Consider the following 14,009-nt stretch of genomic DNA (forward strand, 5'->3'; position numbering starts at 1 on the left):
CCCGTGCTTCTGCAAATCCCCGACGTTCTGACCGCCGACGAGGTCGCCCACTGCCGCGCGGTGCTGGAGGCGTCGCCCTGGGTCGATGGCCGCGTCACCGCGGGCTCCCAGGCGGTGCTGGCCAAGAACAATCGGCAGATCCCGGAGGAGAGCGACACCGCCCGCGAGCTGGGCGTGGTCATCCTGAAGGCGCTGGGCCGCAACCCGGCCTTCAATTCCGCGGTCCTGCCGCTGCGCGTCCTGCCGCCGATGTTCAACCGCTACGACCTGGACATGACCTACGGCAACCATGTGGACAACGCCATCCGGGCCATTCCGGGAACCGGCGGCATGAGGATGCGGGCCGACGTCTCCACCACGATCTTCCTCAGCGATCCCGGCGAATATGACGGCGGCGATCTGGTGGTCGAGGACACCTACGGCACCAAGGGCGTGAAGCTGCCGGCGGGGCACGCGGTGGTCTACCCGTCCAGCAGCCTGCACCGGGTGACCCCGGTGACGCGCGGCTCGCGCTGGGCCTCTTTCTTCTTCACGCAGTCGCTGGTCAAGGACGACGGGCTGCGGGCGATGCTCTACGACCTCGACGTCGCGATCATCGACCTGCGCCGGGAGCTGGGCGACCAGCACCCGTCCGTGCTGGCCCTGGTCAACCACTACCACAACCTGCTGCGGCGCTGGGCGGAGGTGTGATGGCCGGCGCAGCGGCAACCGGTTCGACGGAGGGGCCGGGGATCATCGACGTGCAGCTCGCCCTGGGGCAGCAGTGCCTCGACCGCGGCGGGGCCGAGCGGGCGCAGGCGGTGGAGTGGTTCCGCATCGCCGCCCGCAGTGGCGACGCCCGCGCCGTCAACATGCTGGGCCGCTGCCACGAGCACGGCTGGGGCGTGCCCGCCGATCCCGTCCTGGCCGCCGCCCATTACCGCCGGGCCGCCGAGCTGGGCGATGCGTGGGCGCTGTTCAATCTGGCCGACCTGCATTGCCGCGGCTTGGGCGTCGCGGCGGACGACGCCGAGGCCTACCGGCTCTACGCCGCCGCTGCCCGCAAGGGCAACGTGAAGGCGCTGAACATGCTCGGCCTGTTCCACGAGGCCGGGCGCGCGGTGGCCGAGGACGGGGCGGGCGCCCGCCAACTCTTCCAGGCCGCGGCGGAGGGCGGGGACTGCTGGGGCCGCTTCAACCACGCCCGCCTGCTGCTCCAGGACGGGCGGACGGAGGAGGCGCTGGCGTGGTTCGCGCGGGCGCTGGAAACCGGCTTTCCCGACTTCCACCGCGGCATGGCCGTCGCCCTGGCCGACCAGCCCGACCCTCGCCTGCGCGCGCTGGCGCGACGGGCGAGGGATTTGGCGGAGGGCACTTCTTAACCCTCTCCCCGGAGGGGAGAGGGAACATTTCTTGAGGACCCCCGCGATGAGCGTTCCCGCCGACACCGTCTCGCTCTCCGACTACGAGCGCCACTTCACCGCCCGCGTCGATGCGGCGACCCGCGCCTACATCGCGGGGACCGGGGCGGACGGCATCACCCGGCAGGCCAACCGCGACGCCTACGACCGGATGCGCCTGATGCCTCGGGCGCTGCGCGACCTGTCGCAGGCCAGCGCGGCGACGGCGCTGTTCGGGCAGGCCATGCCCTATCCCATCCTGATCGCGCCGATGGCCTTCCACCGGCTGGTCCATCGCGACGGGGAGCGGGCGACCGCGCAGGCGGCGGGCCTCACCGGCACCTGGATGACCGTCAGCACCCAGTCCAGCGTGACGCTGGAGGAGGTCGCGGCGGCGGCCGGCGGGCCGCTGTGGTTCCAGATCTACACCCAGCCGCGTTTTGAAGACACGCTCACCCTGGTGCGGCGGGCGGAGGCCGCGGGTTACCGCGCGCTGGTGCTGACGGTGGACGCGCCGGTCAGCGGCCTGCGCAACATCGAACAGCGCGCCGGTTTCCGCCTGCCCGACGGCATCGCTCCGGTCAATCTGGCCGGTCTGGCGCCGGACAATTTCACTCCGGCGCGGCCCGGCAGCCCGGTCTTCCAGGGCATGCTGCACGCCGCCGCCACCTGGGACACCGTGCGCCGGCTGTGCGCCGAGACGCGGCTGCCGGTGCTGCTGAAGGGCATCATGAACCCCGACGACGTGGACCCCGCCATCGCGGCCGGGGCGGCGGGGATCATCGTGTCGAACCATGGCGGGCGGACGCTCGACACGCTGCCCGCGGTGGCGGAGGTGCTGCCGCTGGTCGCCGCCCGCGCGGCGGGCCGCCTGCCCATCCTGGCGGACGGCGGCATCCGGCGCGGCACCGACATCCTGAAGGCCCTCGCGCTCGGCGCCGACGCGGTGCTGGTGGGCCAGCCGGTGCTGCACGCCCTGGCGGTCGGCGGCATGGCGGGGGTGGCCCACATGCTGACCATCCTGCAGACCGAGCTGGAGGTCGCCATGGCGCTGAGCGGGCGGGCGCGGCTGGCCGACATCGACCGTTCGGCGATCTTCGAACCGCCGCGCTTCTGAGGCACTTTACTGATAATACAGCGCGATGCGCTGGCCGCCGTTCTCCATCACCTGGGCCTCGACGCCGTAGACGTCGCGGATGACGTCCGGCGTGATGATGACCTCCGGCGGTCCCTGGTGCACCACCCGGCCGTCGCGCATCGCGACGATGCGGTCGGAGTAGCAGGAGGCGAAGTTGATGTCGTGCAGCACCAGCACGATGGTCTTGCCGAACTCGTCGGCGGTGCGGCGGAACAGTTTCATCATCGCCACCGCGTGCTTGACGTCGAGGTTGTTCAGCGGCTCGTCGAGCAGGATGTATTCGGTGTCCTGGCACAGCACCATGGCGATGAAGGCGCGCTGGCGCTGGCCGCCCGACAGCTCGTCCAGGAAGCGGCCGGCCAGCGGCTCCAGGTCCAGATAGCGCAGCGCGTTGCGGATGTGCCCGCGGTCGTCGTCGGTCAGGCGGCCCTTGCTGTGCGGGTAGCGGCCGAAGGCGACGAGGTCCTCCACCGTCAGGCGGGACATGATCTGGTTGTCCTGGCGCAGGATGGACAGGCGGCGGGCCAGCACCTCGCCCGGCGTGGTGGTCACGTCCAGCCCGTCGATCTCCACCGTGCCCGAGGTCATCGGCAGCAGGCGGCTGACGATCGACAGCAGCGTCGATTTGCCGGCCCCGTTCGGCCCGATCAGCGAGATCACCCCGCCCGCCGGCAGGGACAGGGACACCCCGTCGACGACGACGGTTCCGTTGTAGCGTTTCGTGATGGTCTTGACGTCGATCATCGGGCCGAACCCCGCACCAGGATGAACAGGAAGGCGAGACCGCCCACGAACTCGATGACGATGCTGAGTGCCGCGTTGTAGCCGAACACCCGCTCCAGCACGAGCTGGCCGGCGACCAGCGTCAGCACGGCGATCAGCACCGCGGCCGGCAGGATCAGCGCGTGCCGGTGCGAGCGGATCACCAGATAGGCGAGGTTGGCGACCAGCAGGCCGAAGAAGGTGACCGGCCCGACCAGCGCCGTGGACACCGACACCAGGATGGAGACCATCACCAGCACCGTCATCACCGCGCGCCGGTGCTCCACGCCGAGGTTGACCGCGGCGTCGCGCCCCAGCGCCAGCACGTCGAAGGTGCGCCGCCACCGCCAGCCGGCCAGCGACACCGCCAGCACGACCAGCGCCGACACCGTCAGCAGCTCGACGTCCACCCGGTTGAAGTTGGCGAACAGCCGGTCCTGCACGGTCAGGAAGGCGTTGGGGTCGATGATGCGCTGAAGGAAGTTGGTCACGCTGCGGAACAGCACGCCGAACACGATGCCGACGAGAAGCAGCAAATGCAGGCTGCGCCGGTTGTCGCCGCGGCCCGCCCCGTTGAACAGCCACCAGTAGAGCAGGCCGGAGAAGACGACCATCGACGCCACCTCGACACCGAAGCGCAGGCGCGGGTCGAGCGTCGCGACAAGGCCGCTGCCGAACTGGAACACCAGCCCGGTCTGGATCAGCCGGTAGAGATGGTCGAAGCCCATCACCGACGGGGTGAGAATGCGGTTGTTGGTGATCGTCTGGAACAGCACGGTCGACACGGCGATGGCGTAGCCGACCAGCACCATCGCCGCGATCTTGGTGCCGCGGAAAGCCAGGATGAAGTCCCACTTGCCGCGCGCGCCCAGCGTCATGAACAGCGCGATCGACAGCAGGGTCAGCGCCGACAGGCCGCCCAGGACGACCATCGGCGAGAGGATGCGGCGGTCAGCCGGCATGGCCGTTCCTCCGCAGCAGCAGGTAGAGGAACAGGGCGCTGCCGATGACTCCCATCATCGTCCCGATCGGGACCTCGTAGGGGTGGATCACCAGCCGCCCGGCGATGTCGCAGGCCAGCACCAGCCCGGCCCCCATCAGCGCGACCCAGGGCAGGGACCCGCGCATGTTGTCGCCGCGGACGAGGCTGACAACGTTGGGAACGATCAGCCCCAGGAAGGGGATCATGCCGCAGGTCGCGATCACCGCCGCCGTGGTCATCGAGACGATGACCAGCCCCAGCGCCATCACCTTGCGGTGGTCGATGCCCAGGTTGGTGGCGACGTCACGCCCCATCCCGGCGACGGTGAAGCGGTCCGCCGCCAGATAGGCGACGCCGGTCAGGGCGGCGCTCAGCCACAGCAGCTCGTAGCGGCCAAGCAGGATGGCGGAGAAGTCCCCCGTCTCCCAACCGCGCACCGACTGGATCAGGTCCTGGCGGTAGGCAACGAACTCCGTCATCGCCGTGATGACCCCACCCAGCATGATGCCGACCAGCGGCACGACCAGCGGCGAGCGCAGCGGCACCTGCCGCAGGATCGCCAGGAACAGCCCCGTTCCGGCCAGCGCGCACAGGCTGGCGACGGCCATGCGCCCGAACACCGGCATCTCCGGCGCCAGCAGCGAGACCATCATCATGCCGAAGATGGCCGATTCCGCGGTCCCGGCGGTGGAGGGCTCCACGAAGCGGTTGCGGACCAGCATCTGGAGGAGCAGGCCGGACACCGCCATGGCCGCGCCGGCCAGGATCAGGGCCAGCGTCCGGGGCAGACGGCTGACCAGCAGGACCTGCGTGGCCTGGTCCGGGGCGCCGCCGAACAGCGCCGCGAGGCTGACGTCGCTGACACCAACGAACAGGCTCCAGACGGCCAGCAGGCCGATGCCGAATGCGGCAATCGGGAGTGTGGCGATTGGGAGGGGCTTCACGGATCAGGACTTCTTGGACAGCGCCGCCAGGAGATCGTCCACATCCTGCTGGAGCGCCGACAGCCCGCCGCCGACGATGTACCAGTTGCCGCCGTTCAGATAGACGACCTGGTTCTTCCGCCAGGCGGTGGTGCGGCGGACGATGTCGTTGTCGAGAAACTGCCGGGCCGGCTTGCCGTCCTGCCCGATGGCGGCGTCGCGGTCGATCACGAACAGCCAGTCCGGGTTGGTCTCCAGAATGAACTCGAAGGAGATGGCCTGCCCGTGGTTGGCGACCTTCAGGTCGGGGGCGGCGGGCTGGATGCCGAACTCCGTGTGCAGGATGCCGAAGCGCGACCCCGGCCCGTAGGCGCTCATCTTGCCGCCGGTGGTCAGGACCAACAGGCCCTTGCCGGCGTTTGCCGCGGTCGCCTTCAACTCGGCGATGGAGGCGCGCAGCCGGTCGACCTTCTGCTTGACCAGGGCGCTCTTGCCGAAGATGCGGCCCAGCGTCTCGATGTTGGCGATGGAGCTGGCCAGGAAGTCGGTCTGGTCGGTCGTCATGTCGAGCGTCGGCGCGATGCGCGACAGCTCGGCGTATTTCGGGGCCGACCGGCCGCCGGCGACGATCAGGCCGGGCTCGGCGGCGTTCACCGCCTCGTAGTCGGGCTCGAACAGCGTGCCGATCTTCGCGTAGGACGGACCGTCATACTTGGCGAGGTGCGGCGGCTTCAGCCCCGTGGGCACCCCGGCGATGGCCACGCCCAGCGCGTCCAAGGTGTCCAGCGCGGTCATGTCGAAGACCAGGACGGGGTCGAGCTTTGGAGGAATCCGGGTCTCGCCCTGCGCGTGCCGCACCGTCATGTCCTGGGCGTGGCCGGGAGCGGGCGCCAGGGCGGCGAGGCCGACCACGGCGGCGGTCATGGCGAGGGCGTGGCGTCGGGTCAGCTTCATCCTTGAATCTCCTTCAACTTTGACTGGACGGCCTATGCCGGAAGGGCGGGGGCACTGTGGTCCGGATTCCCGCGGATCGTCAATGCGAATTGCTCGCATTCGCAGTATGCTTGCCGGGCGTGGCTGGAGAGGGTGTTCCCCTCTCCCAGGGCGTGAGAGGGGAAACGGTGCGATCGGGGCTTGATATAAGATAGTTCGCGATATATCTTGAATCTATCGGAACACGATGGAGCCCTTGTCATGAAGTTTTTCCCGAATCCCTTCTGCGGCCGGATGCGCCGCCATCATCCCGGCCCGTACGGCGATGGCCCGCACGGCGGCGGTCCTCGCCATGGTGGCGGCCGTCACGCCGCGGAGGGCGGCTGGGGCCATGAGCGTCACGAGCGGCGCGGCGGCCGCGGCGGCCGGCGCGGCGTCTTCGAAGCGTCGGAACTGCGGCTGGTTCTTCTGAAGCTGATCGCCGACGAGCCACGGCACGGCTACGACCTGATCCGCGCCGTCGAGGAGCTGACCGGTGGTGGCTACGTGCCCAGCCCCGGCGTGATCTACCCGACCCTGTCGCTGCTGGAGGAGATGGGCCACATCGCCAAGACGGACGCCGAAGGCGCGCGCAAACCCTTCGCCGTGACCCCGGAGGGCACCGCCCAGCTCGCCCAGGACAAGGACACCGTCGAGGCCCTGTTCGCCCGCCTTGCCGCCCTGGCGACCCGGCGGGAGCACACCGACGGCGCCCCGATCCGCCGCGCCATGGAGAATCTGCGCGCCGTGCTGATGCACCGGCTGGGGCGCGAGGGCGTCGATGCGGACACGGTGCACGCCGCCGTCTCGATCATCGACGAGGCGGCCCAGCGCATCGAACGTCTTCCCTGAACACACCGCCACCGCATGGAAGGATGAACATGAGACACGCCAGCAGCGTCCGCGTTCCGACCCCGAACGGCAGCCGCTACCTTCAACAGCTTTGCAAGCACTGGGCGCACAATCTGGCGGTGGAATACACGCCGGAGGCGGGGAGAGTCGTCTTCCCGCGCGACGCCCGCGGCGCCGACTGGCCGGGCGACGCCATCCTGACGCTCCAGGCCCGGCCGGACTCGCTGGACTGCCGGCTGGACACCAGCTCCGCCGAGCATCTCGCCGCATTGAAAGGGGCACTGGAACGCCATCTCGACCGCTTCGCCTTCCGCGAGGTTCCGCTGGCCTACCCCTGGCAGGACGAGGAGGCCTGATCCGGTCGTTGCTCTTGTCCTTGTTTCGAAAGGGGTTTTTGTCACGGGAATGTTCCCCGGCATGCGTGGATATGCCTTGAACTCCCCCACCCGAATACGGGAAGAACCATCCTGAAGGAACAGGGATGGCAGAAGGGGGTACCCATGCCGAAGCGCGGCGATGGTGGGGTGTGGCGTTTTTCCGGCTGGCGTGCCGTCATGGCCGCCTGCGCCGTCGCGGCGCTCGGCGCCTTCGCGCCGGTCGCGTCGGCGGCGGAGCTGTCGATCGTCTTCACCTCGACGATGGCCGACATCGAACCGGTGGAGGGTGAGGGCGGCCTCGCCAACCTCGCCACGCTGCTGCGCACCACGCGGGTGGAGGGCGGCACCCTGTTCCTGCACGGCGGCGCGTCGCTGGCCGCGGGTGTCCTGTCCACCTTCGACCGGGGCGCCCACATGATCGACCTGCTGAACGAGCTTCAGCCCGACATGATGGCGGTGACCAAGCGCGATCTCGGCTTCGGCAAGGACGAGCTGACGCTGCGCAGCTACGAGGCGCGCTTCCCCTTCGTCAGCGCCAACACCATCGACCGCAACACCGGCAAGGTGATGGAGGGGCTGGAGCCGTCGGCGCTGCTCGACACGCCCGTGGGCAAGATCGGCGTGGTCTCGGCGATCTCGCCGGAACTGACCGTCCAGTACATCGTGCCGGACATCGAGGTCCGGCCCCCCGCCACGATCGCCGCCGAGGCCCGCGCCCTGCGCGCGCAGGGGGCCGTCTATGTGGTCGCCATCCTGGACAACACTCCGGAGGCGGTGGAGGCGCTGCGCGGCGAACCCGCCATCGACGCGCTGCTCCAACTCTCCGCCAGCGGCAAGGACGTGCTGGAGGCCGGCAACGGAAAAGTCTTCGGCGTCCATGTCAACGTGAAGGGATCGGCCTTCGTCCTGAAGCTGGACGGCGACGGCAAGGCGCCGCCCGCGCTGGCCGGCGCCGCCATCGTGCCGCTGGCCGGGCTGGTGCCGGACCCGGCGATGGAAAAGCGCGTCGGCGTCTATCTGACCCGCCTGTCGGAACTGCTGGACATCACCGTCGGGACGACGGCGACCCCGCTCGACACCCGCCGCGCCGCGATACGCACGGGCGAGAACGCCTTCGCCTCGCTGATCGCCGATGCCATGCGCGGCCATTTCAACACCGACCTGGCCTTCATCAACGGCGGCAACATCCGCGGCAACCGCCAGTACGAGGCGGGAGCCGTGCTGACCCGCCGCGACATCCAGCGCGAACTGCCCTTCCGCGACTCCATCATCGCCGTCCCGCTGACCGGCAAGGCCCTGCGCGAGGCGCTGGAGGTCAGCGCCGCCGGGGTGGACAACCAGAAGGGCAGCTTCCTCCACCCGTCCAACATGGCGGTGGTCTACGACCTGAAGCAACCGGCGGGCAGCCGCGTCGTCTCCGTCACGGTGGGCGGCAAGCCGCTCGACCCGAACGCCACCTATTCGGTGGCCCTGCCCACCTATCTGGCCCAGGGCGGCGACGGCTACGGCATGCTGAAGTCGCCCGGCGCCTTCCCCTCCTCCTCCGGGGCCGGCGGCAAGCTGCTGTGGGAGATCATGGCCCAGCATCTGACCGACCGGGGGACGGTGTCGCCCCGCATCGACGGCCGCATCACCGAGCGTCGATGACGACGGAGCCAGCCTCGACCGCGCCGGTCCCGCGCGCGCCCTTCCGGGGCGGCGTTGGGCGGCGCGTCGGGCTGGGCCTTCTGGTCATGGTGGGCGTGCTGCTCGGCGTGTCGGGTGCGGCTCTCTACGACCTCGCGCAGTTCCGCCACGCCCTGTCGGACCTGTCCAACGGGGCGCTGCCGCGCATCACCACCGGGGCGGTGCTGAACGGCGGCCTGCAGCAGGTGCTGTCGCAGGCGACCCGGCTGGGCGGGGCGACCAGCCATCCCGAACGGCGGGTCACCCTGGCCGAGCTGACGGCCAACCTGACGGCGGTCACCCGGTCGGCCCAGGCCCTCTCCGACATCGAGGGCGGCGCGACGCTGGCCGGCGTGCTGGGAACGCTCGTCCCGACGGTGGCGGACCTCGACCGGCTGGTCGCCGAGCGCATCGACGCGGCGGTGCGCACCGACGACGCGCTGGACGAGACCCGCCGTCTGTCGGCGGAGGCCGGCGCGCTGGTCGCCGCCGTGCTGCCGACGCTGCCGGCAGACCGGCTGGGACCGCTGACCGCCTGGACCAACACGGTCAACCGCGTGCTGAACGAGAGCACCCACGCCGGCAACAGCCGGTTCCAGCGCGAGATCGCGCGCGCCCAGAAGGACGCGGCGGCGGCGCTGTCGGCCCTGCCGGCGCTCCATACCGGGCTGCCGCCCGAACAGGCGGAGCGCTTCGCCGCCCTGCACCGGCGGCTGGAGGTGGCTCTGCTCGGCCCCACCGGCCTGCTGCCCAGCCTGATGGAGCGGCAGGCGGCCATCGCCCGCAGCAAGGCGCTGACCAACCAGGTGCTGGTGATGGTCGAGGAGGTCGTGAAGATCTCCCACGCGCTGTTCGAACGGATCAACGCGGCGGCGGCGGGCGAGGCGGACGGCCTGTCCGAACTGGCCGCGACGCAGAACCGCATCCTGATCGGGCTGGGGGCGCTGGGCTTCCTGGTGGCGCTCGGCGTGTATCTGTATCTGCGCCGCTTCCTGACCCTGCGTCTGGTCCGGCTGAACGACGCGGTGCTCGACCGGGTCGAGGGGCGGGAGACGCCGTTGCCCGACGGCGGCACCGACGAGATCGCCACCATCTCCCGCTCGATCCGCCACTTCCTTGACGAGATCGCGCGCCGCCAGCAGCAGGTGGAGGAGGCCCGCCGCCGCGCCGAGGAGGCGTCGCGCGCCAAGGGCGATTTCCTGGCGAATATGAGCCACGAGATCCGCACGCCGATGAACGCCATCCTCGGCCTCAGCCACCTCGCCCTGCGCGCCGGGCCGCCGCTGCGCCAGCGCGGTTACCTGACCCGCATTCGCGCTTCCGCCACGGCGCTGCTGGGGATCATCAACGACATCCTCGACGTCTCCAAGATCGAGGCGGGCATGCTGACGCTGGAGCGCGTGCCCTTCGACCTGTCCGCCGTGCTCGACATGGTGGCCGGCACCGCCGCCCTCTCCGCCGAGGAGAAGGGGCTGGTTCTGCGGCTGGAGGTCGCCCCGGACGTGCCCACCGCCCTGCTGGGCGACCCTCTGCGGCTGGGGCAGGTGCTCCTCAACCTCGTCAACAACGCGGTCAAGTTCACGGAGAGCGGCAGCGTGGTCCTCGGCGTGACCGCCGCGCCGCGGATGGCCGGGGAGGGGGAGGCCGAATTGCGTTTCGCCGTGCGCGACACCGGCATCGGCATGACGGCGGAGCAGGTGGCCCGCCTGTTCCAGCCCTTCGCCCAGGCCGACAGCTCGACCACCCGCCGCTACGGCGGAACCGGGCTGGGGCTGGCGATCAGCCGGCGGCTGGCCGTCATGATGGGCGGCGGCATCGCCGTGGACAGCACCCCCGGCCTGGGCAGCACCTTCCGCTTCACGGTCACGGTCGGCGTGCAGGACGGCGCTGTGGGGGCGCTGCCCGCCCTGGCCGATCCGGGGCTTGCGGGCCTGCAGGTGGACGAGCCGTTGCGCGGCCTGCGCGTGCTGGTCGTCGACGACAACGCCGTGAACCGTCTGGTTGCGCGGGAGCTGCTGGAGGACGCCGGGCTGGCCGTCACCGCGGTCGGCAGCGGCGGGGAGGCGGTGCGGCTGGCGCTGGAGCCGGGGGCGGACTACGCCGCTCTGCTCACCGACGTCCAGATGCCGGACATGGACGGCTTCGCGGTGGCGCGGGCGATCCGCCGCCAGTGCGGCCCCGACCGCCTGCCGATCATCGCCATGACCGCCCACGCCCTGGAAGAGGAGCGGCGGCGCTGTCTGGACGCGGGGATGGACGACCACATCGCCAAGCCGGTGGAGCCGCACCGCCTCGTCGCCGTGCTGAACCGCCGGCTGAAGCCGTTCGGGCGGCGGGAGGCTCCGCCGGTCGCCATGGCCGCGGAGACGGATGCCAAGCGTCCCGAGACACTTCCCGACAGCTTGGAGGGGTTCGACCTCACCCCGGCGCTGGCGCGGATGAATGGGCGGGCAGGCACGCTGCGCCGGGCGATCCTCGATTTCCTCGACCGCTACGGCGATGCGCCGGTCCGGCTGGAGCACTTGCGCAGCGCGGGAGACGGGCCGGCGCTGGAACGCTTCGCCCATGGACTACGCGGCAGCGCCGGGACGGTCGGCGCGATGGCCGCCAGTTCCGCCGCCGCGGCGCTGGAACTGGCGGCGCGCGAGGAGCGGCGAGACGCGATACCGGGGCTCGTGGCCGACCTGTCCGCCGCCCTCGGTCCCGCGCTGGCTTCGGCGGAAACGCTGCGCGCCGCGGAGATGGCTGTGGAGGTCGTGCCGGAAATCCCGGTGCTTCCTCTGGTCAGCCCGGACGAGCTGGAAGAGGCGTTGCGCGCGCTGGAGGAGGCGCTGCGCAGCGGCAGCCTGTCGGCGGCAGCGCGCTTCGCCGCTCTGCGCGGCCTGCTGGCCGGGCATGGCCATGACGAGGCGTTGGACAGGATGGGGCACGCTGTGGAGGCGTTGGACTTCGCCGCCGCCCGCGCGGCGCTGGAACGGCTCACCGCCGCATGCAACAGGGAACGGGACCGGGAGACGACACCGTGAACGGTGGTCACATTCTGATCGTCGATGACGACACGGCCAACATCCGGGCGCTGGCCAGCGTGCTGGAGGACCGGCACGAGGTGCGTTTCGCCACCTCCGGCCGCCGCGCGCTGGAGCTGGCCTCCGCCGACCCGCCGGAGCTGGTGCTGCTCGACGTGATGATGCCGGGGCTGGACGGCTACGCGGTGTGCCGGCTGCTGAAGACCGACCCGGCCACCGCCGACATTCCGGTGATCTTCATCACCTCCCTGTCCAGCCCCGAGGAGGAGGCCTTCGGGCTGGAGACCGGGGCGGTCGATTACGTGACCAAGCCCTTCAGCCCGGCCATCGTGCGCGCCCGCGTCGCCACCCACCTGTCGCTGCGCCGGGCCAACCGCAGCCTGAAGGACGAGAACGAGCATCTGGAGGCGCTGGTCCGCGAGCGCACGCGCAAGCTGGCCCAGGCCCAGCGCGAGAAGATGGCGGCGCTGCGCCAGATGGTCGCCGGCGTGGCGCACGAGATCAACACGCCCATCGGCGTGGCGCTGGGCAGCGCGTCCCATCTCGGCGACCGGGTCGCCGCGATGACGGAGCGGCTGGCCGCCAACCAGCTCCGCCGCGCCGAGCTTGAGCGCTTCCTGGCGAGCGCCGGGGAGCTGGCCGCCCTGCTGTCCGGCACCATCGCGCGCGCCGGGGAGATCGTGCGCTGCTTCAAGGGGGTGGCGGCGGACCATGGCGGGCTGCGCCAGACCATCGCGCTGAGGCCCTTCCTCGAACAGGTGACGGAGAGCCTGCGCCCGCAGTGGGAGCCTTTGGGGCACCGCATGGCCGTGGACTGCCCCGCCGACCTGCGCATGGTCAGCAACCCGGCAATTCTGTCGACGATCCTGGAGCAGCTCGTGCGCAACGCGCTGGACCACGCCTTTCCGGCGGGGCGGTGCGGGCTGGTAACGGTCGGGGCCATGGCGTCGGGGCCGGAGACGGTCCTGCTGTCCGTCGCCGACGACGGGGCCGGCATCCTGGAGGGGACCGCCGGGCGCATCCTGGAGCCCTTCTTCACCACCCGACGCGGCACGGGGTCGGTCGGGCTCGGCCTGAACATCGTGGACAATCTGGCATCGGACCGGCTGGGCGGGTCCTTCACCATCGCCTCGCGCTCCGGGGGCGGCACCCTGGCGACCCTGCATCTGCCGGCCCGCACCCCGCCGGATCTGTGAGCTGGACTTTGCTCAATCACGCCGGAAAGCAAGTTCCAGAGCCGGAAGCGGACCGCGGCCACGGCGCCATGATGCTCCTCGCCCTGCACTTCATGGATGAGGGCGCGGCATTTTTGCAACGCGGCCTTGCGCCCGACGCCGATGCGCAAGGGCGGGAAATGTTTCACCATTGTGAAGTTATGGATATTCTGGGCAGCCATTGAACGGTCCCTGGCCGTGTGGGTGGACCGCGGCTGACGCAGGAGAACGGGCAATGACCGGACGGACCTCTCCCATCGCATCGGCGGTGCCCGGACGCATCCGCGTGCGCCACCCCTTGCTGCGCCGGACGGACCGCTTCCAGGAAGCGCTGGGACGTTTGGAAGCGTTGGATGCCGTCCGGATGACCGAGAGCAACCCGGCGGTGGGCAGCTTTCTGCTGAGCTACGACTCCGCCGCGGTGGCGCCGGATGAAGCCCGGTCCCAGGTGGAGACGCTGCTGACGGCGGTGCTGTACCCCGCGGAGGCTCCGCCGCAGCCGGACGAGCCTGCCTCCGTCGCGGAAAGCAAGCCGGCCGCTCCCGAGCTGAAATGGCGGATCAACCGCGCGGCCAAGATCGGGATGATGGGCAGCATGGCGGCTACCCTGGCGGCGCTGGGGGTGGGCAAACGCGTCCATGCCGGCTTCGGCACGCTGTTCGTCGCCTTCATGCTCGTCCACATGACCGTGCAGCGCAAACGCCTCTTCCAATGAACGC

The 14,009-nt window shown here is 70.6% G+C and carries 14 protein-coding genes; 10 read left to right on the top strand and 4 right to left on the bottom strand.

What is annotated here, in order from left to right; all coding sequences use genetic code 11:
- Positions 1-3: 3 nt before the first annotated feature.
- From JJL56_RS16565 to JJL56_RS16575, 3 genes are read left to right on the top strand one after another with little or no spacing between them, the layout of a single operon-like run.
- Positions 4-690: a Fe2+-dependent dioxygenase gene (locus JJL56_RS16565; RefSeq protein ID WP_200485663.1), complete on the top strand. Its 687-nt coding sequence runs from the start codon at positions 4-6 to the stop codon at positions 688-690.
- Entirely contained in the window at positions 690-1,361 is a 672-nt protein-coding gene (locus JJL56_RS16570) for a tetratricopeptide repeat protein (protein WP_200485664.1), read from the top strand. Before JJL56_RS16565 ends, JJL56_RS16570 begins: the two co-directional genes overlap by 1 nt.
- Positions 1,362-1,407: 46 nt before the next feature.
- Positions 1,408-2,496, top strand: coding sequence for an alpha-hydroxy acid oxidase (locus JJL56_RS16575; RefSeq protein WP_200485665.1), 1,089 nt, complete (start codon positions 1,408-1,410; stop codon positions 2,494-2,496).
- A 6-nt stretch (positions 2,497-2,502) separates the two neighbouring features.
- Here JJL56_RS16575 and JJL56_RS16580 read toward each other — a convergent pair whose 3' ends face one another.
- From JJL56_RS16580 to JJL56_RS16595, 4 genes are read right to left on the bottom strand one after another with little or no spacing between them, the layout of a single operon-like run.
- A complete protein-coding gene (locus tag JJL56_RS16580) occupies positions 2,503-3,261 on the bottom strand; it encodes an iron ABC transporter ATP-binding protein (RefSeq protein WP_145628952.1) in 759 nt (252 codons plus the stop codon).
- Positions 3,258-4,241 carry an iron chelate uptake ABC transporter family permease subunit gene (locus JJL56_RS16585; RefSeq protein ID WP_186453061.1) on the bottom strand — a complete coding sequence of 328 codons (984 nt, stop codon included), beginning with the start codon at positions 4,239-4,241 and terminating at the stop codon, positions 3,258-3,260. The genes JJL56_RS16580 and JJL56_RS16585 overlap by 4 nt, the downstream gene beginning before the upstream one ends.
- Positions 4,231-5,205 (bottom strand): ABC transporter permease, encoded by a 975-nt coding sequence (locus JJL56_RS16590; RefSeq protein WP_200485666.1) that lies wholly within the window; start codon positions 5,203-5,205, stop codon positions 4,231-4,233. Before JJL56_RS16590 ends, JJL56_RS16585 begins: the two co-directional genes overlap by 11 nt.
- 3 nt (positions 5,206-5,208) lie before the next feature.
- Positions 5,209-6,138: a siderophore ABC transporter substrate-binding protein gene (locus tag JJL56_RS16595; RefSeq protein WP_200485667.1), complete on the bottom strand. Its 930-nt coding sequence runs from the start codon at positions 6,136-6,138 to the stop codon at positions 5,209-5,211.
- A gap of 240 nt (positions 6,139-6,378) precedes the next feature.
- On the opposite strand from JJL56_RS16595, the gene JJL56_RS16600 reads away from it, so the two are divergent.
- The 7 genes from JJL56_RS16600 (at position 6,379) to JJL56_RS16630 (ending at position 14,005) form a co-directional block, all read left to right on the top strand.
- On the top strand, positions 6,379-7,008 hold the full coding sequence (locus tag JJL56_RS16600; protein WP_247889639.1) for a PadR family transcriptional regulator: 630 nt from the start codon (positions 6,379-6,381) through the stop codon (positions 7,006-7,008).
- Positions 7,009-7,037: 29 nt separating this feature from the next.
- On the top strand, positions 7,038-7,364 hold the full coding sequence (locus JJL56_RS16605) for a DUF2218 domain-containing protein (RefSeq protein WP_145628948.1): 327 nt from the start codon (positions 7,038-7,040) through the stop codon (positions 7,362-7,364).
- A 144-nt stretch (positions 7,365-7,508) separates the two neighbouring features.
- Entirely contained in the window at positions 7,509-9,032 is a 1,524-nt protein-coding gene (locus JJL56_RS16610; RefSeq protein ID WP_200485668.1) for a bifunctional metallophosphatase/5'-nucleotidase, read from the top strand.
- Positions 9,029-12,076, top strand: a complete 3,048-nt coding sequence (locus tag JJL56_RS16615; RefSeq protein ID WP_200485669.1) for an ATP-binding protein — start codon at positions 9,029-9,031, stop codon at positions 12,074-12,076. Before JJL56_RS16610 ends, JJL56_RS16615 begins: the two co-directional genes overlap by 4 nt.
- Positions 12,073-13,272 (top strand): response regulator, encoded by a 1,200-nt coding sequence (locus JJL56_RS16620; protein ID WP_200485670.1) that lies wholly within the window; start codon positions 12,073-12,075, stop codon positions 13,270-13,272. Before JJL56_RS16615 ends, JJL56_RS16620 begins: the two co-directional genes overlap by 4 nt.
- Before the next feature lie 8 nt (positions 13,273-13,280).
- A complete protein-coding gene (locus JJL56_RS16625) occupies positions 13,281-13,475 on the top strand; it encodes a hypothetical protein (protein ID WP_200485671.1) in 195 nt (64 codons plus the stop codon).
- Positions 13,476-13,525: 50 nt separating this feature from the next.
- On the top strand, positions 13,526-14,005 hold the full coding sequence (locus JJL56_RS16630) for an HMA2 domain-containing protein (RefSeq protein WP_200485672.1): 480 nt from the start codon (positions 13,526-13,528) through the stop codon (positions 14,003-14,005).
- The last annotated feature ends 4 nt before the right edge of the window (positions 14,006-14,009 follow it).

This window comes from Azospirillum aestuarii, assembly GCF_016632405.1.
Classification (GTDB): domain Bacteria; phylum Pseudomonadota; class Alphaproteobacteria; order Azospirillales; family Azospirillaceae; genus Azospirillum; species Azospirillum aestuarii.

Coding starts and splice junctions, on each gene's coding strand:
- JJL56_RS16585 (WP_186453061.1), bottom strand. CDS start 4,241: ATGCCGGCTGACCGCCGCATCCTCTCGCCGATGGTCGTCCTGGGCGGC.
- JJL56_RS16615 (WP_200485669.1), top strand. CDS start 9,029: ATGACGACGGAGCCAGCCTCGACCGCGCCGGTCCCGCGCGCGCCCTTC.
- JJL56_RS16610 (WP_200485668.1), top strand. CDS start 7,509: ATGCCGAAGCGCGGCGATGGTGGGGTGTGGCGTTTTTCCGGCTGGCGT.
- JJL56_RS16580 (WP_145628952.1), bottom strand. CDS start 3,261: ATGATCGACGTCAAGACCATCACGAAACGCTACAACGGAACCGTCGTC.
- JJL56_RS16600 (WP_247889639.1), top strand. CDS start 6,379: ATGAAGTTTTTCCCGAATCCCTTCTGCGGCCGGATGCGCCGCCATCAT.
- JJL56_RS16575 (WP_200485665.1), top strand. CDS start 1,408: ATGAGCGTTCCCGCCGACACCGTCTCGCTCTCCGACTACGAGCGCCAC.
- JJL56_RS16595 (WP_200485667.1), bottom strand. CDS start 6,138: ATGAAGCTGACCCGACGCCACGCCCTCGCCATGACCGCCGCCGTGGTC.
- JJL56_RS16605 (WP_145628948.1), top strand. CDS start 7,038: ATGAGACACGCCAGCAGCGTCCGCGTTCCGACCCCGAACGGCAGCCGC.
- JJL56_RS16630 (WP_200485672.1), top strand. CDS start 13,526: ATGACCGGACGGACCTCTCCCATCGCATCGGCGGTGCCCGGACGCATC.
- JJL56_RS16570 (WP_200485664.1), top strand. CDS start 690: ATGGCCGGCGCAGCGGCAACCGGTTCGACGGAGGGGCCGGGGATCATC.